This is a genomic window from Enterocloster alcoholdehydrogenati, from assembly GCF_013282095.1.
Lineage (GTDB): Bacteria > Bacillota > Clostridia > Lachnospirales > Lachnospiraceae > Enterocloster > Enterocloster alcoholdehydrogenati.
This window is the reverse complement of record NZ_BLTJ01000003.1, coordinates 141,632-163,722: the sequence shown is the minus strand read 5'-3', so window position 1 is coordinate 163,722 and position 22,091 is coordinate 141,632. Positions and strand designations below refer to the sequence as shown.

The window sequence follows — 22,091 nt, the reverse complement described above, 5'->3', positions numbered from 1 at the left end:
GCAGCGGTCGAACCATCCTCCGAACCGCTGCGGATTTTACATAAGCCTGCTTTCTGTTTGTCTACTCCAGTTCAAATGCGCCTGTATACAGTTGGTAATATTTACCTTTTTCCCCTATCAGTCGGTCATGGCTGCCGCGCTCAATGATATGTCCCTGTTCTAAAACCATGATCACGTCGGAGTTGCGGACCGTGGACAGGCGGTGGGCAATGACAAACACGGTACGTCCCTGCATCAGGGCATCCATACCCCGCTGAACGATAGCCTCTGTCCGGGTATCGATGGAGGAGGTTGCCTCATCCAGGATCATAACCGGCGGATCGGCCGCTGCGGCTCTGGCAATGGAAATCAGCTGGCGCTGGCCCTGTGAAAGGTTTTCCCCGTTTCCATGGATCTGGGTCTGGTATCCCTCCGGCAGACGGGTAATAAAGTCATGGGCTCCTGCCAGCCTTGCGGCACCTATACACTCCTCGTCAGAAGCATCCGGGTTGCTGTAGCGGATATTTTCCATCACTGTGCCGGTAAACAGGTTGGTATCCTGAAGCACGATTCCCAGTGAGCGGCGAAGATCCGCCTTTTTGATCTTGCGGATATTAATGCCGTCATAACGGATGGTTCCGTCTGAAATGTCGTAGAAACGGTTGATCAGGTTGGTGATGGTGGTTTTTCCGGCTCCGGTAGCCCCTACGAAGGCCACCTTCTGGCCAGGCTTTGCATAGAGGCTGATATCGTGGAGAACGATTTTATCCCGATCGTAGCCAAAATCCACGTGCTCAAACCGAACGTCTCCTGTAAGCTTTGTATAGGTAACGGTTCCGTCGGCCCGGTGCGGATGCCTCCAGGCCCAGATTCCGGTGCGCTTATCGCTCTCTGTGAGATTGCCGTTTTCATCCTGGACGGCGTTTACAAGGGTTACATACCCCTCATCTTCCTCCGGTGTTTCATCCAGCAGGCCAAAAATGCGCTCTGCCCCGGCCAGGCCCATGACTACGGCGTTGATCTGCTGGGATACCTGGTTGATGTTCCCCGCAAACTGCCTGGTCATGTTTAGAAACGGAACCACGATGCTGATACTGAGAGGCAGGCCGGAAAAGCTCAGATTGGGCGCTTTTACGATTAAAAGGATACTGCCTGCCAGGGCTACGGCTACATACAGCAGGTTTCCTACATTATTTAAAATTGGGGCAAGCGTGTTGGCATACCGGTGTGCCTGGCGGGACACTTCAAAGAGCTCCTCATTTACCGCGTCAAAGGCCTTTTCGCTCTCCTCTTCATGGCAGAATACCTTGATCACCTTCTGGCCGTTCATCATCTCCTCCACAAAGCCCTCTGTTTTTCCTATCGCCTTCTGCTGGCTTATGAAGTATCGTGCAGAGCTGCCGCCCACGTGTTTAATGACCCGAAGCATGACTGCCACACCCGCTGCCACCACCAGGGCCATCCATACACTGTAGTACAGCATGATTCCGAACACCGTGGAAACCATGACCGCAGACATGAGAAACTGGGGAATACTCTGGGAGATCAGCTGCCGCAGCGTATCGATATCATTGGTATAATAGCTCATGATATCGCCGTGATTGTGCGTGTCGAAGTATTTCACAGGGAGATCCTGCATACGGTTGAACATCTTCACTCTCAGCCGCTTTAGGGTTCCCTGAGTGATTACCGCCATTTTCCGGTTAAAGAACACAGAGGCCGCCAGAGACAGGCCATAGAGAGTGGCCAGCGCAGCCGTATACCGGATGATCGGGCCGCCTGCACTGCTCCAGTCACCGGACTGCCAGCTCTGCTCTACCACGGCAATGACCTTCTGGTTGAAGATGGCGGGAAGGGAGTTTATGACCGCATTAAACAGAATGCAGATTACCACAGCTGGAAGAAGGGCGGGGTAAAATTCGCAGATAGTCCCCAAGAGCCTAAGAAGCGTCTTTTTCCCCGATGCTGTCATTTTCTTATTATTCTTCATCCTGTCCGCCTCCTTTATTCTGTGATTCGTAAACTTCCTGATAAATGGGGCTGCACCTTAAAAGCTCCTCGTGAGTCCCCACTGCCTGGATCTTTCCGCCGTCCATGACGATAATGCGGTCCGCCTCCTGCACAGAGGAGATGCGCTGGGCGATGATGATCTTTGTGGTCTCTGGAATAAACTCCTTAAAGCCGTTTCGGATCATAGCATCCGTCCGCGTATCCACAGCGCTGGTGGAATCGTCTAAAATGAGTATCCTTGGCTTTTTTAATAATGCCCTTGCAATACAGAGACGCTGTTTCTGCCCGCCGGATACATTTGCGCCGCCCTGTTCAATATAAGACTTATATTTATCAGGGAAACGCAGGACGAATTCGTCAGCCTGAGCCAGACGGCAGGCGTGCGCAATCTCCTGGTCCGTGGCAAATTTATCTCCCCATCGCAGGTTTTCCTCGATGGTGCCGGAAAACAGGATATTTTTCTGAAGTACCACAGCCACCTGATTTCTCAGACTTTTGATATCGTACCTGCGTACGTCCTCTCCGCCTACCTTTACCACACCCTCAGTGGTATCGTAGAGGCGGGAAATCAGCTGGATCAGGGTGGATTTAGAGGAACCCGTGCCTCCGATGATGCCGATGGTCTCCCCTGAACGGATATGGAGATTTATGTTCTCCAACGCATTTCTTTCTGCTGTCCTGGAGTATTTAAAGCTTACGTTTTCAAAGTCAATGGAGCCGTCCCGAACCGTATGGATGGGATCTGCGGGATTTTCCAGTGTGCTCTCCTCCTTCAGCACCTGTACGATACGCTGGGCAGACTCATTTGCCATGGTGATCATTACAAAGACCATGGACAGCATCATAAGACTGCTTAAAATCTGAAAGCTGTAGGTCAAAAGAGCGGAAAACTGGCCTACATCCAGATCCGCGCCCCGTGAGGTGATGATGGTATAGGAACCTGCGGACATGACGAAAACCGTTACCATATAAAGGCAGAACTGCATCAGAGGGTTGTTGAAGGCCAGGATCTTTTCCGCCTTTGTAAAGTCTCTGCACACATTCTCTGCCGCCCGGTCAAATTTTTCCTTTTCAAACTCCTCTCGGACATAAGATTTTACCACACGTATGCCCTTGACATTCTCCTGAATGGACTCATTTAGGGCATCGTATTTCTTAAATACAGCCCGAAACAGCGGCATAACACTGCGCGCTACAGCAAACAGGCCAATTCCCAGCACCGGAATCACCAGAACGAAGATCACTGCCATTTTTCCGCCCATGATAAAGGCCATGGAAAAGGAAAATACCAGCATCAGCGGACACCGGATGGCAGTGCGCACGATCATCATATAGGCCATCTGGACGTTTGTTACATCCGTGGTGAGACGGGTCACCAGGGATGATGAAGAAAAGCGGTCAATGTTTTCAAATGAGAAGTCCTGGATCTTGTAGAACATATCTTTGCGTACATTTTTGGCAAAGCCGCAGGCGGCGGTGGCGCAGGAATTTCCCGCTCCGATTCCAAACAGCAAAGACAGAGTCGCCATGACGATCAGTACCAGGCCAAATACGGCGATCTCAGAAAAATCCGCACCGGCCTTAAGCTGGTTGACCAGTTTGGCAATGATAAAGGGAATAATACATTCCATCACCACTTCCATGGAAACAAGCAGCGGAGCCATAATGGACTGCCGCCTGTACTCCCGGATACATTTTGATAATTCTCTCAGCATATCAGAGGCTGCTCCTTCCTTTGTAGATCTTTAACAGGCGTATGCACAAAAACCAGGACGTCCGCCCTGCGAACGTCCTGACTCCCCAGGCGCGTATCTGTAAATCCGTTTGCCTGTCTCTATGATACCGCATCCGCAAATCATTTGGCAAGCAGAAATTTGCAGATTTGCCCGGCGATTCTTTGTGAAAATGTGTTTTACTGTCTGCCTGCTGCCTCTTTTTTCCGGTAAGCGCTGGGCATCCAGGGGTATTTCTCCTCGTTTTCGTGATTATATGTTTCCAGTGCGCGCATCTGCTCTGCAATGTGAGGCAAATCCATACGCTTCACCAGAGACTCGATCAGCGCCTGTCCTTCGTCAGCCAAACGTTTTCTCGCGGCTTCATCCGGAATGGCGGTGGTGCTCATGTGATCCTCCGGCGCTCCGAAGCAGTAGCCCACAGCTGCGCTCTGGTAGGCCAGACCGAAGATGTCATCAAAGGGCTTGCAGGTCTGCGGCTTCTGATGGAAAAATTCGGTTGTAAGCGGCACATCTTCCAGACGGTTCATGATCTGATACGCGCCTACGGTAATAGCGTGGAAGCTGTCTATGGACTGAAACAGATCAGCTGCATTTTTTAACATCTGCATAGTCAGATCCATGTACAGGATCGGGACGCCTGTCTCATCGAAAAAATCCCTAACCATGGGGCTGCAGGTCATATGGGCAGGACCATGGAAGCTGATGTAGATCTGGCGCTTAAAGCCCTGGCGCAAAAGGCTGTGGGCGATGGCACTCAGATAGTCAATGCCCTGACGGATGGATACCTGTACGGTTCCGCGTCCGGTGGCTGTGGCTCCCGCATAAAAATAAGGCAGGCCGGTAAGCACCAGTCCGTTGCAGGCCTCTGCCATCTTAAGGGCATATGCCTCACTGATCACGGTCTCGCTGTCAAGCGGCATACCTCCGTGCATCTCTACCGTTCCTACGGGAACGATGATGAGATCATTTTCCTTTAAATATGTTTCTACCTCGCTGTTGAGCATACGGGGCAGGATACGGGTGCGAAGTTCCATTTTACATTCCTTCCTTTCACTGGACGGCCCTTTAAGAGGCCGCTGGTTATTTTTATACTCCAAAGACGCGCTTAGCGTTCTCACGGCATATCTTATCATACGTCATTCTGCTTAGACGGCCTGCGTCCCGCTGTTCATCCAGCCATGCTCCCAGCGGAAATACCATTTCCGCATTCACCATATCTGTGGCAAAAAACAGACGGTCCGCAAACTGCTCCAGAAAATCAAGCCCGAACTGCGGATCCCGCATCAGGGCACAGCCTGCGCTGTTGGCGCTTAAGTCTCCGCAGAGATTGGGATACCGCAAAAAAAGCTCCGGCACTCTTCCGCCGGGCACAACCGGCCCCTTTCCCCACTGATTCCGCCCTTCTCTGTCTTTGGGCGCATCTTTGCTGATCTCGATCCAAAAAGTCTGGCTGTGTCCCAGAAACAGCGTATCCGGGTGCTTTTTCAGACAGGCCTCCAGAAGAGGCAGCCCCGGTTCGTCCACTACGCCGTAGCTGTATCCCTCCTCCGGGCTCATATGGAAGGTTACAGGCATTCCCAGCTGGCCGGCGCTTTCAAATATGGCGTCCAGAAAGGGATCATCCAGACGGCGGTTGATGGTCAGTTCCCCGATCCCCACTGCTCCCTGTTGTTTACAGGCCGCCAGACGGTCATACACAGTTTCTGTCTGTCGGTCATCATCAAGACAGCACATCCAGGCATAATGCTCCGGGTCAGCTTCTGCGATCCGGCGGTTCTCTTCGTTGGTTCCGCAGGGCAGCAATCCTTTTGTCTCTCCGCAGGACATAAGCACACCCCTGTCGATTCCCAGTTCTTTTAAATGCGGCAGCATTTCCTGATAGCTGCTTACTGACATGGCATCACTCTTTGATACCGGAGCAAAGCTAAGATGCAGATGCAGGTCTGTTTTTCCCATATGGCAATCCCTCTTTTTCTGTAGCGTTTATATTATGCCGTTTCTTTCCCGCGGCGTTTTCCCAGAGCCTCGTACATTTCCTGTGTTTTCCTGTTATCCAGATTAAAGATCAGTCCGATACCGATGAGTTCCAGGATGCAGGTCACTACCGGCACTGCATTTACTAGGTAGTAAATGTGGTTTACAGTTGCCGCACTCTGTACTGCGCCTACACCGGAAACATAGCCGATTGCTGCCAGAGCGGAAGCTGCGCCCGTGGAGGCGATGGTAGAGCCAACCTTACGGCTGAATGTGTAAAGACTGTACATACTTCCGTCTGCCCGGAAATTCATCTTCCACTCGCTGTAGTCCAGACAGTCTGTAACCAGCGCCCAGATCAAAATGGTAAACGCGGTCTGTCCGATGGTTGCCAGCAGATTCAAAACAGTATAAAGAAAAGCGCTCTGGATCGGGAATAACAGAATAAAACTGGAAAGGATCAGGTTATAGACGCTCATGACCAGAATGACATTTCTCTTTCCAAATTTATCCACGATCTTTGGAACCAGGACAAAGCAGATCAGCATTACCGGCAGCGTTCCCAGACTGGCAAGGGACATAAAGCTTGTATTCTGATAATATTCCTTGTAAATGTAGCTTCTGAGCTGTCCGCTTCCTGTAATATAGATCATGCTTCCTATGGTTGCCACCATCACGCCGATCAGCGGACGGTTTTTCACCGCCGCTTTTAATACTCTTCCATAATGAAAGGTTTCTCCCTCCTGCTTCTGCTGACGCACACGCTCCACGGTCAGACTGCACAAAAGGAGATAGGAAATTATGCACAGAACGCCGAATATTACAGCGATCATGGTGAATCGTTCGGGCAGGATATTGGAATCCTTGTCAAAACAGACTACAGGCACAATGGACAGGGCACCTATTCCCACGATCGTACCTCCGATGCTTCTTGCCCTGGAAAGTTTGGAGCGGTCAATGGGATCTGAAGAAATCACACTTGCCATGGCTCCGAAGGGCATACTGGTTCCTGTATAAAATATGCTGTAAAGTACATACACAATGGCTACCCATGCATGGAGAGCCACTCCCTCAAAAGGCACATTGGAAAAGCAGAGAATACCGGAGAGGGCCAGAGGGATCATAAACATTTTCACCCATGGCTTAAACTTATCTCCGCTTTTTCCCAGCATCCAGCGGTCGGGAAACGATCCCATGATGGGATCATCAACCGCGTCCCACAGACGCGTCGCCAAAAACATCCCCGCCATCCATCCCGGAGAAATCCCCAGCACATATGTACAGAATGTCAGAAAATAGGCGTCCACAAACAGGTTCACAAAGCTTCCTGCCATATCTCCAAAGACATACCCCACCTGGTCCTTTACCCCAAAGGGACGCGTTGATTGATCGTTCATACTTCCTCCTTGCCGCGGCCTGTAAAAGCTCCGCTTCTGTCTGATGTTATGTGATTGATACATTAAGGATATCATACCGTTTTTGCAATTACTATTACAATTACAGCATATAACATTGCAAATACAGACAGAATGAAGTATAGTTATTTCATATCTGATCCTGCCTCATAATCACCGGGCAGGGAATCTGCATTTATATCCGGGAGGGAATCACATTGAAATTATCAGAAGTAGAACGATATCAGGAGCTGCTGTCCGCCCACCTTCGTTCAGAGATCAGCAACGAGGAAGTTCAAAAGGTCATGATCGCCGACGGCAGAATCCTGTCCAATCTCTATCAGGAGATCGAGATGGATTCCTCCATGGTGGACTGCCATGATGATACAAATTACATCCGGGACACGGTACAGCTCCACAGCCATACATTCTATGAGCTTTTATACTGCCGCAGCGGGAATGTACAGTATCTGCTGGGAGCCGACCGATACCGGCTGCGGCGGGGAGATATTGTCTTTATCCCTCCCGGCATCAGCCACCGTCCCCTGTATCTGGACCGCCTGACCGAGCCCTATTCCCGCTATGTTATGTGGATTCATCCCGATTTTATCCGATGCATGAAGGAGGCGCTGACATTTACTCCTCTGTCAGAGCCGGCATTTCTCCGCACCCAGGACAGCGGCTGGGGCTATCTGGAACAGTATTTCCGCTCTGCCTGCTGGGAATCCGATGCCCGGCAGGAGGATTTTCATGCCTGTATCTCTTCCATTGCCGTACAGCTTCTGATTCATCTGACCCGTGCCTGCACGCACAGCAGGCCTACGGAACCGCTGACGGAAAAACGTGAGCTGATGGACGAAGTCATTTCCTACATCGAAGATCATTTAGCAGAAAAAATAACCCTGCAGTCGGCGGCCGCCCATTTTTTTGTAAGTACACGAACCATTTCCCGGCTGTTCAGCGACAAAATGGACGTAAGCTTTTACCGCTATGTGACCCAGCGCCGCCTGATCGCCGCCAAATCCCTTATCCTGAGCGGAGAGCCTCTGGAGTCCATCGGCGTCCAGGTGGGCTTTGCCGACTACTCTACCTTTTACCGCGCCTTTAAGCAGGCTTTTTCCATCTCTCCCCGGCAGTTTGAGAAACTGCAGGCCAGACGCTTTGGCTGAAACAGGCCGGCACAGCCCAGACCATCTCTGATCTGAAGCCTGTGTCGGCCTGTTTGTCGTTTTATCTTCTATATGGTTCCGTTATAAACCTTCTGCAGCTGTTCGTCTGTCAGCTCTACATGGTAGAACAGACGGAAGAACTCCTTCACTTCCTGATCTACATCCATGTTCAGATACTCCGGATAAAGCAGACCCGACAGCCAGCGGAGTCCCACAATACGATTGGGGCCCTGGGGACGGTCTACCCAGCTGAAAGGAGCATTGGGCGTACCATATACCTTCTTTTCCTGCACAGCCTTTAAGGAGGCGTAATCCGGGTTATTTAACAGAGTCTCGGCGGCAGAGGCTCCGCTTAAGTCCGCTTTCGGCTCGCCATTTACAAGAATCACATCCGGGTTCCACGCCAGAAGCTGCTCTGGGGAAATCTGCACCCGTGAGCCGTCTGCTGTCTCTACCTGAGCCACATTGACCGCCTTTACCATATCCAGCGCCTGGCCATGGGCAGAACCGGCCGGAGCCGTCTCCAGGGAATCTTCCCCGTTTCCAAAGTAAACACGTACCCTTTTATCCTCCGGAACATTCATTTGATCAATATCACGGAAGGTCTTTTCCGCATAGATGGCCAGTTCTTCTGCCTCATCCTCCATTCCAAGCAGTTCTCCCAGGAAACGGTACACCTCTGGAGAAGCGGTCAGATCTGCATCTGCTGCCACTACCGGGATCCCCAGACTGTCGGAAAGCTTGTCACAGTCTGAGATGAACTTGTCATTGATCTTCCCCACATTGAGCGCAATGGACGGGCCTGCCGCAATGACCGCCTCATAGTTGATGGCATCTCCCATCCCCAGGTTGGGAAGGGACTGGTATTTTTCCAGAATAATGCTCTTTTCCACTGCATTAAGGTCATAATTCCAGTTAAGAAGCTTGTCCGGGGCCAGGGTATATAGGTAAATGGCTGATACGGAGCCTGCAGAAAACACAGTATCAATCTCAGACGGCACGGTTACTTTGCGCCCCGCCATATCTGTGATCTCCCGTTCTGCGGAGGCCTCCGCTCCCTTTTCTTCCCCTGTGTCCTCACTGGAAGCGCCTGCCTGTGAAATGGCCGTTTCTGTCTGGCTGCCTGCTGCCGCTGTCTCAGAGTTTCCAGCCCGCTGTGAACAGCCCGATATCCCTCCCGCCGCCATGACTGCCGCCATGATAATCGGCAATACACGTTTTGCCAGTCTCATCTTCTTCTCCTCCCTTTTATCTTTCTTTCATGGAACCCTCCATTTTTCATGAAGAATTGACAATCAGATTTTTATGCGTTATATTTTTAGATATCGTAATTTTTTGTAAAATATAACGATAATCAGATCGTAGCATGGGAAAATTCTTTTGTCAAGGGGCGCCCCCCCTAAGAGATCACAAAAAATCCAGACAGCCAACCGGGCAGAAAGGCGGAACTATTTATGTATTCAGGGGAACATGAACTTCGGCGGGAAGCATTTTTACGGCGGCGCTATCGGTTTGTCATGGCCGGTATGCTGTTTCTTCTCCTTGCTGCCGTCCTTCTCTCCTTTTGGGTAGGTTACTATCCTCTGTCCCCCTCTCAGGTTGTGAAGGCCTTTCTTTCCCGTTTCGGCTATAAAGGGGAGATTCTGCCTCAGGCGATCACTATTTTCTGGAATATTCGTTTGCCCCGTATCCTCTCTGCTGTCTTTATCGGAGCCTCTCTGGCGGTCGCCGGGTCAACTTATCAGGGAATGTTCCGCAATCCCTTAGTTTCCCCCGATATCCTGGGCGTATCCTCCGGCGCAAGCCTGGGGGCAGCCTTTGCTATCCTCTGCGGCGTTTCCGGCTGGCTGATCCAGCTGGCGGCTTTCACAGGCGGCATCGCGGCAGTGGCGGCCTCTTATCTTATCAGCCGCAGATCTGCCCATTCCCACACTCTGAGCCTTGTGCTCACCGGCTCTATGATTATGGCGCTGTGCAATGCGGGCGTGACTATGATCAAATATGTGGCAGACCCCAACGACGTCCTCCAGCAGATCACCTTCTGGCTCATGGGAAGCCTAACAAAAACAGATACCAGAGCCTTTCTATGGAGTTTCTTTCCCATGGCGGCCGGACTGGCGGCCATCTTTCTTCTTCGCTGGCGCATCAACCTTCTTACGCTGGATGAAGAGGAAGCCAAAAGCCTTGGCATCAATATACGTGCTTACCGGCTTATCTTTATCGCAGCCTCCACCCTATTAAGCGCAGCCTCCGTCTGTCTGGGGGGCCTCATCGGCTGGGTGGGACTGATGATCCCCCACATGGCCCGCAGACTGGCAGGGGCGGACTATGGACGGCTGATTCCCGCCAGCGCCATGCTGGGAGCCGGATACCTGGTTCTGATGGACGATCTGGCCCGCTCTCTTCTGTCGATGGAGCTTCCCTTAGGGGTGGTTACCTCCATTATGGGAGCGCCCTTTTTTGTATCTCTTATCATCCAGAGAAAGGAGTAGTACGGATATGCTTTTACAGCTGCAGAATGTTTCCGGCGGTTATGGAAATAAAGATGTGGTAAAAAATGTAAGCTGTCATGCCCATGAGGGCGAGATCCTCTGTCTGGCCGGCCCCAATGGCTGCGGAAAAACCACTCTGTTCCGCCTGATCTTAGGCTCCCTCCCTCTGTCCGGCGGTCATATTTTCATCGATGGACAGGAGCTTTCAGAGCTTTCTCCCAGACAGCTTGCTGGCCGGATCGCCTACATTCCCCAATACCACACGCCAATCTTTGCCTACACGGCTCTGGATGTGGTGCTTATGGGCCGGGCCTCCCATTTCTCCGCTTTTGACGCCCCAAAGGCTGTAGACCGTGAAGCCGCCTTTCAGGCGCTTGAAACGGTAAATGCCCTGGAGCTTGTAAATCAGTCCTATACCGCCCTCAGCGGCGGCCAGCGCCAGCTGATACTCATCGCCCGCGCTATCTGCCAATCCGCAAAGATCTTTGTAATGGACGAACCGGCGGCAAACCTGGACTACGCAAATCAGCAGCTTCTCATGGAGGTCGTAACCGATCTGGCAAAAAAAGGCTACTGCATTGTCATGTCCACCCACAGCCCGGAGCATCCCGCCTCCATCGGAAGCCGTGTGCTGATGATGAAGGATGGCTCCGTAGCTGCCTTTGGCCCGCCCGCCAGTGTGATCACACCTGAAAATCTGGAGCGGGTTTACGGCATTGAGATGGATGTGGTTGCCATCCGCGACCGCTATGGCTGCTCCCGTACCATCTGCCTGCCGGTCAGGCCTCCGTCCGGCAGGGAATCCAACGGCTTATAAAACAGACATAAGGAGATTTTTATCATGGCGCGCCACATATTTTTGACCGGCCAAAAACAGGTGGGAAAATCCACGCTGTTAAAGAAGGTTCTGAAACAGTTTCATGGGGAAGTGGGCGGTTTTTTCACCCTTCGGACCGATTCATTCTTAAAAACAGCCTACTCCGTCCATCTGCTTTCTGCAGAGGCCGGCGCTGAACCGGACGATACGAATCTTCTATTTCTATGCAGGCCCCAGGGACAATGTGCCTCTTCGTCCTCTGATCCATCCAGAAACGACGAAACGCCCAGACGGTTTGACCGCCTGGGCTGCAATGTTCTTTCTGCTGCTTCTTCAAAGGATCTGATCGTTATGGATGAACTGGGGCCTCATGAGGGCAGTGCCTCTCTTTTTCGCCAGGCAGTCCTTGATACTCTGAACGGAACCGTTCCTGTTTTTGGCGTACTTCAGGCTGCTGACTCGGATTTTTTAGAAGAAATCGCTTCCCATCCTGAGGTACTCGTACTGCAGGTTACAGAAGAAAACAGGGACGATCCTGAGCTTTTAGGAAAAATCTGCTCCTTTTTGCCGCGGCGATTGTGACAGACTATCTTACCGCCGCAAACGCCTCCTCCAAATCCTCGATAATATCGTCAATATGCTCCGTTCCTATAGACAGCCGGATGGTGTTTGGCTTAATTCCCTGCTCTGCCAGTTCTTCCTCTGTCAGCTGGGCGTGTGTGGTAGAAGCCGGATGGATCACCAGCGATTTCACATCTGCCACATTTGCCAGCAGAGAAAACAGCTGCAGATGATCAATAAAGTCCTTTGCTTTCCTGTCATCTCCCTTGATCTCAAAGGTAAAAATGGATCCGCCTCCATTTGGAAAATACTTTTTATACAGACTCTGCTGCTTTGGATCCTGGGATACGGACGGATGGTGAACCCGCTCTACCTGGGGATGGCGGCTTAGATATTCCGCCACCTTAAGGGCATTGTCCACATGGCGCTCTACCCGCAGAGACAGTGTTTCCAGACCCTGAAGGAATAAAAAGGCGTGGAAGGGCGACAGCGTTGCGCCTGTATCCCGCAGAAGAATCGCCCGAATCTTGGTTACAAAGGCCGCGGGGCCGGCTGCTTTGGTAAAGCTGATGCCGTGATAGCTTGGATTAGGTTCTGTAAGAGATGGGAATTTCCCGCTTTCCTCCCAGTCAAACTTCCCGCCGTCCACAATCACTCCGCCGATGGTGGTACCGTGACCGCCGATAAATTTTGTAGCAGAATGCACTACAATATCCGCTCCATGCTCAATGGGCCGCACCAGATATGGGGTCGCAAAGGTGTTGTCTACCACAAGGGGGATCTTATGGGTATGTGCAATCTCTGCCAGCCGTTCAATATCCACCACATCGGAATTGGGATTTCCCAGAGTCTCCACATGAATGGCCTTGGTATTCTCTTTAATGGCCGCCTCTACTGCCTCATAGTCAAAGGGATCCACAAAAGAGGTGGTGATCCCGTATTCCGGCAGCGTATGGGCAAACAGGTTATAGGTACCTCCGTAAATATTCTTTGCTGCCACAATATGGTCCCCGGCGTGTGCCAGGTTCTGGAATGTATAGGCAATTGCGGCTGCTCCGGATGCCACTGCCAGAGCGGCCGCTCCGCCCTCCAAGGCCGCGATACGCTTTTCAAACACATCCTCTGTGGGATTGGTAAGACGCCCATAAATGTTTCCCGCATCCCTTAAGCCAAACCGTGCCGCCGCGTGATCGCAGTTTTTAAACACATAGGAAGACGTCTGATAAATAGGCACCGCCCTTGCATCTGTGGCCGGATCCGGCTGCTCCTGTCCTACATGAAGCTGTAATGTCTCAAATCGAAAGTCTCTCTTCTTAGGGTTCTTCTCTGCCATTTTCATGTCCTCCTCATATCTCCTGCTTCTGGAAACCGTTCCTGCGTGGGGCCTGACGGTTTGCTCTTGCTGCTGTCAAATGATAGGAAAATCATATCATGGTATTCTGCTTTCGTCTAATATACAAAAAAATGAGCCAGTTATAGTTTTTTCCTATAACCAGCTCTTTCATTACTGTACTGTGCGGTATTTGCCGATCTCCTCCAGATACCTCTGCCCCGGCACGCTGACGGCGCTTCCCCTGCGGCAGATATAGCCGATGGTCATTGTTTCCTCCGGGGATGCCTCCCCTCTTTTCAGCGGAACGGCGCAGTAGTCAGATCCGTTTAATTCCTCGCAGATGATCCCTGAGCAAAGCGTATAACCGTTGAGTCCCCTCATAAGATTCAGCATTGTGGCCCGATCATTGGCGCGGATCAGCTGCTTATATTCATATGTGCTTAAGACTTCCTCTGCAAAGTAAAAGGAGTTGTATTTCCCCTGGTCAAAAGCCAGACAGGGATAGTCCTCCAGCTCCTTCAGCCCGATCGACGGACATTCTGCCAGCGGATGCCCCTTCCAGATATATACATAGATCCCACAGTCAAACAAAGGGTGAAATTCCAGGCCATTCTCTTTAAACAGCTTTGTCAGCACCTTGCGGTTAAAGTCATTGAGATACAGAATCCCGATCTCGCTCCTGCCGTCCTTTACATTCTCCATTACTTCCCATGTTCTGGTTTCATGAACCTCAAATTCATATTCCTCCATACCGAACTGACGAACCATCTCTACGAACGCATGAACCGCAAAGGAATAGTGCTGCATGGACACGCTGAATTTCCGTCGGATATTCTTTTTTTCAATGTATCTGGATTCCAGCAGCCGGTACTGCTCTGTGACCTGCCTTGCGTAGCCCAAAAACTCCTCGCCCTCCGGCGTCGCCAAAACGCCACGGCTGGTTCGTTTAAACAGCTCGATCCCAATCTCCTGCTCCAGTTCCCGGATGGCTGCCGACAGGCTGGGCTGGGCGATAAACAGGCTGCGGGCCGCTTCATTCATAGAACCAGTGTCTGCTACCGCAATAGCATATTTCATCTGTGTCAGTGTCATGGAAATGATTCTCCCTTTTTAGATTCCCCTTGCAATCATTTTCCGGAAGGGGCCGCTGATCACCACCGCGATCACCGTAATCACAATATCCTTGGGAATAAAAGCAACCAGGGAATATGCAAATACAGCGCCCAGTGTCATATCCCCTGACAGCGCCGCCCACTGCAGACCGCCGATGATCTCCACTGCCGCAAGGCCCACAAGAGCCAGAAGAATCCTTGCTCCCAGATCTGCCTTCTTGCTTTTAAGTCCCGGCTGTATGCCGCAGAGGGCCGCCATAATCGGCCAGGCCCAGATATACCCTCCCGTCAGCCCCACCAAAGACTTTATGCCGCCGCCAAAATTGGCAAATACCGGAAGGCCCACGGCTCCGATCAGGATATATACAAGCATGGAGCAAAGGCCCAGCCGCCAGCCAAGCACAGCTCCCACTAAAGCTACGCCAAAGACCTGGATCGTCACAGGGACTCCTGTGGGCATTGGGATGGAAAGCTGGGAAATAACAGCCATGACCGCTGCGAACATTCCCGCCAGAACCATTTCCCTGGTGGTAAATAATGAGGCTGCCCCGGCCTTTTTCGCCGGATTGGAAGAAACTGGGTTCATAATCATACACTCCTTTGCACTTAGTCCTCTCCTGATGCTCCGTCACAGGGCGCCGGAACAGGAATCGTTACCAATCTGTTGATTTACAAAGAATGGTATATCACAGGGCGCAGAAATTGTCAACTTATTTTATTTTAAGATTGACAATTCTCTTCAGTCATTACATGGCAGGCCGCTGTGGTAAGAATAATTCCCCAGCTCTGACAAAAGCCGCTCAAACGCCGCAGGACGCAGTACCTTAGACCCTTCTATGATATCATTTATCATATAAAAAACCGTGCTGAGCTTGGCAAGGCACCGGCGCAACAGGTCAGGCACTGAAGCATTGGAAGCAAGGCTTTTATTCCATGGATTGCACCAGATCTCATGGCGCAGGTTCAGGCTCCAGACCGGATCCTCCACCACGTCTGTTACCATCTTGCTGGAAGCCACGGGATTTTTAAGAAACAGGGACTCCAAAAACTCGATCCGCTCCTTTTTGCGGCTGTTGGGATCTGCCAGGGTACGGCAGCCAAAACGGAGGGCCAGGATTGAACGGTGCACCATCCCGGCAGTGACCTGGTAATGGTTCTTGCTGCTTAAGGGATAAAAGGCATCATTGATGCAGGCCGAGAGGAAGGATGAAATAAACTGTGTCTCCATACCGTTTAAGCAGATGGTGGCTGCCTGATTAAACTGGGACGGCTTTTTCTTTTTATATTTCTTTAAAAGCAGCGCGTCAATGTCATTCTCCAGCTTGGCATGAAGCCCATGGTAGTAGCCTCCGGGGTTCTGGATATCGTAGCCGATCCGCCCGTAGACGTAGGGATGGCAGATGGAATCCCCGACGTAGTGGCAGATAAAACCGCAGAGAAACGCCATCCCCTCTTCCTTCTGCTGCTTAGACTGGATTCGTGAAAGACGGTCAAAAGCGCAGCGAAAAAAATCATTTACATGATGCTCATGCATATACGAGCCTACATTTCGATGATCTCTGTAGCGCAGAATGGGAAAATTATAAAAAAACATATCCGGCCCCTGGAGGCCCAGCTGATAAAGCCATCGATATTTTGTAATAACAAATTTCAGATAGCTCTGCGGAAGGTCGTTATATGCTTTCATTCCTAATATATAATGGGTAGTAAAGCCCGGCATAGGACACCTCTTTTCTCCTGCCCCAGGCAGTGATTGTTTTTGCTCATTTTATCATATTTTACACGGAAATGCGAGGAGCAATTCGCAAAATGGCAGGGCAGCTCCATCCCTTAAATGATGCTCCATACTTCCTTAGCATACTTTTCGGTTCACCAGAATAGACAATATAGAGCAGCCTGCAGAAAGCAGGCGTTTGCTTTTCAGGTCAGGAGGATGTTTATGAAATGGTTAGAGCAGGCTCACCGGATGGTCTGGGGGCCATGGACCCTGGGTATTTTTCTGGGTACAGGTCTTTTTCTTACGGTAAAATGCCGTTTTTTCCAGTTCAGAGGTTTTTTCTTCTGGTGGCGTTCCACCGTGGGAAGCCTGTTTAAAAGCCAGGATAATGACCCCTGTAAAAAAACGCAGAAAAATCCCCCGCACAGCCGGGAAACCATCAGCCAGTTTCAGTCGGTGTGCACTGCTCTGGCGGCCACGGTAGGCACGGGAAACATCGCCGGGGTAGCCACCGCCCTTACCGCCGGCGGGCCAGGCGCTCTGTTCTGGATGTGGGTATCCGCTTTTATCGGGATGATCACTGCCTATGCAGAAACCAGCTTAGGGATCCGCTACCGCTGCCGGGACGCTGCCGGACGCTTCGTCTGCGGCCCCTTTTTATATATGGAGAGAGGGCTGAATGTACCTTTTTTAGGAATCCTTTACAGCTTTCTCTGCCTGATGTGTTCCCTCGGCATGGGAAGCATGGTTCAGGCCAATTCCGCCGTCTCTGCCGTCTCCTTTACCTGGAAGCTTCCGCTGTGGCTTGCGGGCCTTATATTTGCCATTCTCACCGCAGCCGTGATCCGCGGGGGAATCGGACGAATCGGTCATGTGGCGGAGCGCATGGTTCCTGCAGCGGCAGGGATCTATATTATTTTTTCCCTTATTGTGATTCTCTCCTGCCTTCCTGTCCTTCCTCAGGTCATAAAGCACATTCTTTCGTCTGCTTTTGAGTTTAAAGCTGCGGCCGGAGGGACAGCGGGTTTTGCTGTCAGCCGCAGCCTGCGCTATGGCATCGCAAGAGGTGTGTTTTCCAACGAAGCCGGTCTTGGAACTCTGGCCATCCTCCACGGCCCTGCCGAACACACAACGCCTCATGAACAGGGTATGTGGGCCATGTTTGAAGTGTTCTTTGACACGGTGATCCTCTGCACTCTTACAGCCCTTGTGATCCTCTGCATAACGGAAACCGGAGGTTTGGGGCTGGAGGCAATCCCCTATCAGGGTTCTGCCCTGGCCGCCTGGGCCTTCAAAAGCCGTCTGGGACCTGGGGGAGAGTATCTGATCAGCGCCTCCATCGCCGTCTTTGCCTTTGCCACCGTTATCGCCTGGTTTTACCTTGGAAAACAGGCTGCGGCTTATCTCAGTTCCCGCCGTTGCCTTCCCAGCCTGTTTGCAGACTGGCTCTATCCCATCCTCTTTTTAACCGCCGTAGCCGCCGGAAGCCTGATCCGCTCCGAATCAGTCTGGCTCTTCTCCGACCTGTGGAACGGCCTCATGGCCTTTCCCAACCTCACTGCCCTGCTGTTTTTATCCGGTGAAATCTCCCTTCCCGCAGGATGGCGCCATCCTGCATCCGGCGATTAAACAAAAGAGCCTCCAAAACGCATCCAATAACAGAAAAAACGCATCACCTGGCGATGATACGTTCTTCCCGGAAAAAAGTATTATTAAAAGGGAGGAGAGCTGATAATTACTTATCAGCTCGAGTATTATGAAAAAAATCTTGTAAGCATATTGGGGATAGATGACTTCTTGTCTCTCATCTATGGTTAAAGTATACCCGCCAAAGATGAAGAAAAGATGTTCATTGTGTAAAAGCTTTTTGAATGATTTATGAACAGAATATGAATGAGCAAACAGACTCTACTCAATCACCTGATCCCCGTCCTTTGTGCAGAAGTAGGTCTTTACTCCAAGCCGTACCATCCAGTTTCGGGTCTCCTGGGTTTTCCAGGAGCCGCTGCCTGCACCGCCGCCATTATCATTATCCCACAGCCACTGTGGAGTAGGCCAGAGGCAGACCGAAGGACGCAGCGCCTTGTAGACCTCGTAGTCCACACCGTTCTGGCCATGGTGGGCCATCTGAACCATGGTGCACTTTAATGCCCCCAGATCCACGTTTGCCATCAGGTTTTCACCTCCGGCACTGGCCATGTCGCCCAGAAACACCACATTAGTTCCGTTTAAGGATACCAGATATGCCACGCTGCTGTTGTTTACAAAGTCATTACTTGCCTTAAAGGCCTGATTCAGAACCTGAATCTTTGCAGGCCCCGCATCAATTACCTGACCCGCCGTAATATCGCCGTGAAGGACTGAAGGGGATACCTTTGCAAATCCCTCTTTTAAATAGGATACCATCGCTGCCACCTGGGCATCCTTTTCCTGATACCAGCTGTCCTCCAGGAAGGAATAGTAAATGCCGTCAATGGTGATCTCCGTGCTGTGGTTGTGAAGAATATCCGCCAGAGCGCCCACATGGTCGGAATCGGGATGAGTGATCAGCCAGGCCGCCACATGGCCGCCCTTCTGTTTGATCTGATCCAGAACATAGGCACTGTTTTCCTTCCAGCCGCCGTCCACTACAATGAGCCCGCCGGCTCCGTTTTCAATGATCACTGCCAGCTGCTGAGCTTTGGTGTCATGGTTTGCCAGCATGGTCAGCCGCCCTGCTCCAAAATAGGAGGACGAATCCGTCACAGGGGTGGAAACCGAACCAAAGGCTGCCGTCACCGCAGGGCTGCTTTGTACGGCCTGATCCGAACCGCCTTCTGTCTGGGAGCTGCTGATTACGATCTTTGAAGGTGAATTTAATGACTGCGCGCCAAAGCTGGTGAAACTCCCCTCTCCGGCTGTCATCAGCAGCAGGGCAGCCATCATGCCGGCAGCACAGCGTTTCCAATATCGGTCGATCCTTGTCATGGCTTATGCCTCCTTACTGTTTTACAGGTTCAAGCGCTCTGCGGTCTCCTGCTTTTAACGTGTCATTGATAATATAAGCGGACGTATCTCCCTCCTGATCATATGGGAATACCTGTACCAGGGCGTCATGCTCATCAAAAAAGCTTCCGTAGCTTGTGGTATAGCCGTCACTGTTCTCCTCCGGAGCCGTATAGTAAAAATTCTGGGTAGACACAGAGGTTCCGATGGTAGCCAGCACATCCTGGGCATAAGCTACAGCTACATCCGCTGTCGTCTGATGAGACACCGGCAGAAGGACGGTCAGCACTCCGGTACTGTCATCATAGCGTACATCCAAATCCATTACATAGTCAGCAAAAGGGCCATACGGCTCCAGGTACTGATCCCGTAAATCCTCTCTTACCTCAGTCCAGTCGATCTTGATATCTTCATTGATCTCTGTATCCGGCTGTCCATCCTCCGCTCTTGTACCGCCCTCCGGTGATACAATATTGCTCTTGGTGCATCCGCTTAAAAGGGATACGGCAGCCAGAAGGACCAGAGACATCTTTTTCCAGTTAAACATTTCAAAAACCTCCTTTGATTATAACGTTACTATTATAACGGACAAACGGAATTTTTAACAGACTTTTTTTCTTACAAAATTGTTACACCCACGAATATATCTTCTGTATGCCGTCCCATATCTTTTGAAAAATCCCTCTTGCAATTTTCATGTTTCAATGGTATCATGTTCAACATATTTATATTTTAATTATTTTTGAACAAAAAAAGGAGGCTGTCATTTTGAATACCAACCATAAAATCCGCTCGATGAAAAACGAGCTTTTCAAAGAACTGGACTGGACATCCACTCTTGTCCCCTTTATTTGTATCGCGCTGCTTTGCGTCCTGTTTGTCCTTTTTCCGGAAGGCTCCTCTGCCTTCTTAAATTCCATCCGGTTCTTTCTGGGAGACCGGTTCGGAAGTTTCTATCTGTTAATGGGCCTGGGCGCTCTGATCTGTTCCCTCTACGCCGCATTTTCCCGTTTTGGCTCTATCCGCCTGGGAGACCTTGAAAAGCCTCAGTACACGAACCTGCAGTGGGGATCTATGATGTTTACCGCCGGGCTGGCTGCGGATATTCTCTTTTACTCCCTCTGTGAATGGATGCTTTATGCCGATGAGCCCCATATTTCCGATATGGGAACGGTTCAGGACTGGGCTTCTGTATATCCTCTCTTCCACTGGGGCCCTATCCCCTGGAGCTTTTATATCATCCTGGCTGTGGCCTTCGGCTTCATGCTCCATGTACGTCGGCGCAGCCGCCAGAAATACTCGGAAGCCTGCCGTCCCCTTCTTGGAAAAAAGGTAGACGGACCCCTGGGACGGCTCATTGACCTGACTGCGGTATTTGCCCTTTTAGCAGGTACGGCCACGACCTTCTCCCTGGCTACTCCCCTGCTGTCCATGGCTTTAAGCCGTGTATTCCACCTGCCTGAGACACCGGCTCTTACCATCGCTATCCTGGTGGTAATCTGTGCTGTATACACCCTGGCCGTATACTTTGGGATGAAGGGCGTAGCGCGGCTGGCCTCCTCCTGCGTGGCTCTTTTCTTCCTTCTTCTGGCTTACTTTCTGCTGGGGGGCGGCGAGTCCCAGTACATCATCGAAACCGGCATCAGTGCCATCGGAAACCTGACCCAGAACTTTATCTCCATGGCTACCTGGACAGATGCCCTGCGCACCTCCTCATTTCCCCAAAACTGGACGATCTTCTACTGGGCATACTGGATGGTATGGTGTGTGGCTACTCCATTTTTCATCGGTTCCATCAGCAAAGGCCGTACCATCCGCCAGACAGTTCTGGGAGGCTATTTCTTCGGACTGTCCGGCACCTTTACCTCCTTTATCATCCTTGGAAATTACGGCCTTTCCCTGCAGATGCACGGGAAGGCAGACCTGATGGCCATTTACAGGCAGTCCCAGGATCTTTATACTGCCATTATGGCGATTTTTGATACCATGCCTGCCGCTAAGGCCGGCCTTCTCCTTCTGGCGCTCACCATGATTGCCTTTTACGCTACGACCTTTGACGCACTGACCATGGTGGCTGCGTCCTACTCCTGCCGTTCCTCACAGGAACAGAAGGAACCCGGACGCTTTATTAAGCTGTTCTGGGCTATTACCTTAATGCTGCTCCCCATTGCGCTGATCTTTTCAGAAAAGTCCATGAACAATCTTCAGACCGTGTCCATCATTGCGGCCTTTCCCATTGGATTTATCATCATTCTCATCGTATGGAGCTTCTTTAAAGACGCAGGCGCTTACCTGAACGAACATAAATAGGATCCGTACAACTGCAAACAGGAGGCCCGGTCATCCGGCCTCCTGTTATTCTGTACTGTGCATGAAACGTTACACTTCCTTATCCGTTGGTATCCTTCCAGAGGATCGTATGTATACGGCTTTCTGCTGCATTCTCATCGCTCCCCTTAAAGCAGAACGTCAGAAATCCCCACATATTCAGCCTCTTCATCTCATCATAGCGCTTTAAATTTGCTGTCGTATTATCATTGGTCACAAAGATGTCACAATCAAACTGATTCGCCGTCTGAATCAGGTAAGAAATCGGAATGGGGTTGCACCCTCCCTTTCTTATGTCCATACGCCGTGTTACCATAGGCTCACCTCGATTCACCAAAAACAAAAACGCAGGTTATATTCCTCCTTTAAACTATGATATATTCCCCTTTCCGGTTATATATGATACCGGCCTCAAAGGATAAATCCCCCGGCGCAGGCTTACCCGCGAAGCAAAATACCCTTTGACCTTAACATCATAATATCA

19 protein-coding genes are annotated in these 22,091 nt (G+C 51.0%); 6 read left to right on the top strand and 13 right to left on the bottom strand.

Annotated features, from left to right (window positions below):
• Window positions 1-61: 61 nt before the first annotated feature.
• The 5 genes from HW447_RS04785 to HW447_RS04765 form a co-directional block, all read right to left on the bottom strand.
• Entirely contained in the window at window positions 62-1,969 is a 1,908-nt protein-coding gene (locus tag HW447_RS04785; protein WP_176254190.1) for an ABC transporter ATP-binding protein, read from the bottom strand.
• Complete coding sequence (locus tag HW447_RS04780) at window positions 1,959-3,704, bottom strand: ABC transporter ATP-binding protein (protein WP_176254189.1); 1,746 nt, start codon at window positions 3,702-3,704, stop codon at window positions 1,959-1,961. Before HW447_RS04780 ends, HW447_RS04785 begins: the two co-directional genes overlap by 11 nt.
• A 197-nt stretch (window positions 3,705-3,901) precedes the next feature.
• Complete coding sequence (locus HW447_RS04775) at window positions 3,902-4,729, bottom strand: creatininase family protein (RefSeq protein WP_176254329.1); 828 nt, start codon at window positions 4,727-4,729, stop codon at window positions 3,902-3,904.
• An 82-nt stretch (window positions 4,730-4,811) separates the two neighbouring features.
• Complete coding sequence (locus HW447_RS04770) at window positions 4,812-5,681, bottom strand: amidohydrolase family protein (RefSeq protein ID WP_176254188.1); 870 nt, start codon at window positions 5,679-5,681, stop codon at window positions 4,812-4,814.
• Window positions 5,682-5,713: 32 nt separating this feature from the next.
• Window positions 5,714-7,096, bottom strand: a complete 1,383-nt coding sequence (locus tag HW447_RS04765) for an MFS transporter (protein WP_176254187.1) — start codon at window positions 7,094-7,096, stop codon at window positions 5,714-5,716.
• A gap of 215 nt (window positions 7,097-7,311) precedes the next feature.
• Here HW447_RS04765 and HW447_RS04760 point away from each other — a divergent pair, with 215 nt between their 5' ends.
• Complete coding sequence (locus HW447_RS04760; RefSeq protein WP_176254186.1) at window positions 7,312-8,262, top strand: AraC family transcriptional regulator; 951 nt, start codon at window positions 7,312-7,314, stop codon at window positions 8,260-8,262.
• Window positions 8,263-8,330: 68 nt separating this feature from the next.
• On the opposite strand, the gene HW447_RS04755 is transcribed toward HW447_RS04760, so the two are convergent.
• Window positions 8,331-9,494, bottom strand: a complete 1,164-nt coding sequence (locus tag HW447_RS04755) for an ABC transporter substrate-binding protein (protein WP_243176209.1) — start codon at window positions 9,492-9,494, stop codon at window positions 8,331-8,333.
• 222 nt (window positions 9,495-9,716) lie between these two features.
• Between HW447_RS04755 and HW447_RS04750 the strand changes: the two genes are divergently transcribed.
• The 3 genes from HW447_RS04750 to HW447_RS04740 are packed head-to-tail and all read left to right on the top strand — an operon-like array spanning window position 9,717 to window position 12,153.
• The gene (locus HW447_RS04750) at window positions 9,717-10,754 is read left to right on the top strand and encodes a FecCD family ABC transporter permease (protein ID WP_176254185.1); all 1,038 of its coding nucleotides are present in this window, start codon (window positions 9,717-9,719) and stop codon (window positions 10,752-10,754) included.
• Window positions 10,755-10,761: 7 nt separating this feature from the next.
• Entirely contained in the window at window positions 10,762-11,571 is an 810-nt protein-coding gene (locus HW447_RS04745) for an ABC transporter ATP-binding protein (protein ID WP_176254184.1), read from the top strand.
• Between the two features lie 24 nt (window positions 11,572-11,595).
• Window positions 11,596-12,153 (top strand): nucleoside-triphosphatase, encoded by a 558-nt coding sequence (locus tag HW447_RS04740; RefSeq protein WP_176254183.1) that lies wholly within the window; start codon window positions 11,596-11,598, stop codon window positions 12,151-12,153.
• Between the two features lie 4 nt (window positions 12,154-12,157).
• Here the strand turns inward: HW447_RS04740 and HW447_RS04735 are convergent, their stop codons facing one another.
• From HW447_RS04735 to HW447_RS04720, 4 genes are all read right to left on the bottom strand, one after another.
• Window positions 12,158-13,471 carry an O-acetylhomoserine aminocarboxypropyltransferase/cysteine synthase family protein gene (locus HW447_RS04735; RefSeq protein ID WP_390469299.1) on the bottom strand — a complete coding sequence of 438 codons (1,314 nt, stop codon included), beginning with the start codon at window positions 13,469-13,471 and terminating at the stop codon, window positions 12,158-12,160.
• A gap of 165 nt (window positions 13,472-13,636) precedes the next feature.
• Window positions 13,637-14,557: a LysR family transcriptional regulator gene (locus tag HW447_RS04730; RefSeq protein ID WP_176254181.1), complete on the bottom strand. Its 921-nt coding sequence runs from the start codon at window positions 14,555-14,557 to the stop codon at window positions 13,637-13,639.
• Window positions 14,558-14,575: 18 nt separating this feature from the next.
• The gene (locus HW447_RS04725; RefSeq protein WP_243176208.1) at window positions 14,576-15,163 is read right to left on the bottom strand and encodes a biotin transporter BioY; all 588 of its coding nucleotides are present in this window, start codon (window positions 15,161-15,163) and stop codon (window positions 14,576-14,578) included.
• Window positions 15,164-15,316: 153 nt separating this feature from the next.
• Complete coding sequence (locus HW447_RS04720; protein ID WP_176254180.1) at window positions 15,317-16,297, bottom strand: zinc dependent phospholipase C family protein; 981 nt, start codon at window positions 16,295-16,297, stop codon at window positions 15,317-15,319.
• 219 nt (window positions 16,298-16,516) lie between these two features.
• Between HW447_RS04720 and HW447_RS04715 the strand changes: the two genes are divergently transcribed.
• Window positions 16,517-17,923 carry an alanine/glycine:cation symporter family protein gene (locus HW447_RS04715; protein WP_176254179.1) on the top strand — a complete coding sequence of 469 codons (1,407 nt, stop codon included), beginning with the start codon at window positions 16,517-16,519 and terminating at the stop codon, window positions 17,921-17,923.
• Between the two features lie 279 nt (window positions 17,924-18,202).
• On the opposite strand, the gene HW447_RS04710 is transcribed toward HW447_RS04715, so the two are convergent.
• Window positions 18,203-19,261, bottom strand: coding sequence for a ComEC/Rec2 family competence protein (locus tag HW447_RS04710; RefSeq protein ID WP_176254178.1), 1,059 nt, complete (start codon window positions 19,259-19,261; stop codon window positions 18,203-18,205).
• 13 nt (window positions 19,262-19,274) lie between these two features.
• On the bottom strand, window positions 19,275-19,826 hold the full coding sequence (locus HW447_RS04705; protein WP_176254177.1) for a hypothetical protein: 552 nt from the start codon (window positions 19,824-19,826) through the stop codon (window positions 19,275-19,277).
• 248 nt (window positions 19,827-20,074) lie between these two features.
• Here HW447_RS04705 and HW447_RS04700 point away from each other — a divergent pair, with 248 nt between their 5' ends.
• Window positions 20,075-21,589, top strand: coding sequence for a BCCT family transporter (locus HW447_RS04700; protein ID WP_176254326.1), 1,515 nt, complete (start codon window positions 20,075-20,077; stop codon window positions 21,587-21,589).
• A 79-nt stretch (window positions 21,590-21,668) separates the two neighbouring features.
• Here HW447_RS04700 and HW447_RS04695 read toward each other — a convergent pair whose 3' ends face one another.
• Entirely contained in the window at window positions 21,669-21,908 is a 240-nt protein-coding gene (locus tag HW447_RS04695) for an HPr family phosphocarrier protein (protein ID WP_243176207.1), read from the bottom strand.
• Between the last annotated feature and the right edge of the window lie 183 nt (window positions 21,909-22,091).

Bases quoted from the DNA above. Each gene is read 5' to 3' on its own strand.
- HW447_RS04785 (WP_176254190.1), bottom strand. From the start codon at position 1,969: ATGAAGAATAATAAGAAAATGACAGCATCGGGGAAAAAGACGCTTCTT.
- HW447_RS04780 (WP_176254189.1), bottom strand. From the start codon at position 3,704: ATGCTGAGAGAATTATCAAAATGTATCCGGGAGTACAGGCGGCAGTCC.
- HW447_RS04775 (WP_176254329.1), bottom strand. From the start codon at position 4,729: ATGCTCAACAGCGAGGTAGAAACATATTTAAAGGAAAATGATCTCATC.
- HW447_RS04770 (WP_176254188.1), bottom strand. From the start codon at position 5,681: ATGGGAAAAACAGACCTGCATCTGCATCTTAGCTTTGCTCCGGTATCA.
- HW447_RS04765 (WP_176254187.1), bottom strand. From the start codon at position 7,096: ATGAACGATCAATCAACGCGTCCCTTTGGGGTAAAGGACCAGGTGGGG.
- HW447_RS04755 (WP_243176209.1), bottom strand. From the start codon at position 9,494: ATGAGACTGGCAAAACGTGTATTGCCGATTATCATGGCGGCAGTCATG.
- HW447_RS04750 (WP_176254185.1), top strand. From the start codon at position 9,717: ATGTATTCAGGGGAACATGAACTTCGGCGGGAAGCATTTTTACGGCGG.
- HW447_RS04745 (WP_176254184.1), top strand. From the start codon at position 10,762: ATGCTTTTACAGCTGCAGAATGTTTCCGGCGGTTATGGAAATAAAGAT.
- HW447_RS04740 (WP_176254183.1), top strand. From the start codon at position 11,596: ATGGCGCGCCACATATTTTTGACCGGCCAAAAACAGGTGGGAAAATCC.
- HW447_RS04735 (WP_390469299.1), bottom strand. From the start codon at position 13,471: ATGAAAATGGCAGAGAAGAACCCTAAGAAGAGAGACTTTCGATTTGAG.
- HW447_RS04730 (WP_176254181.1), bottom strand. From the start codon at position 14,557: ATGACACTGACACAGATGAAATATGCTATTGCGGTAGCAGACACTGGT.
- HW447_RS04725 (WP_243176208.1), bottom strand. From the start codon at position 15,163: ATGAACCCAGTTTCTTCCAATCCGGCGAAAAAGGCCGGGGCAGCCTCA.
- HW447_RS04720 (WP_176254180.1), bottom strand. From the start codon at position 16,297: ATGCCGGGCTTTACTACCCATTATATATTAGGAATGAAAGCATATAAC.
- HW447_RS04715 (WP_176254179.1), top strand. From the start codon at position 16,517: ATGAAATGGTTAGAGCAGGCTCACCGGATGGTCTGGGGGCCATGGACC.
- HW447_RS04710 (WP_176254178.1), bottom strand. From the start codon at position 19,261: ATGACAAGGATCGACCGATATTGGAAACGCTGTGCTGCCGGCATGATG.
- HW447_RS04705 (WP_176254177.1), bottom strand. From the start codon at position 19,826: ATGTTTAACTGGAAAAAGATGTCTCTGGTCCTTCTGGCTGCCGTATCC.
- HW447_RS04700 (WP_176254326.1), top strand. From the start codon at position 20,075: ATGAAAAACGAGCTTTTCAAAGAACTGGACTGGACATCCACTCTTGTC.
- HW447_RS04695 (WP_243176207.1), bottom strand. From the start codon at position 21,908: ATGGACATAAGAAAGGGAGGGTGCAACCCCATTCCGATTTCTTACCTG.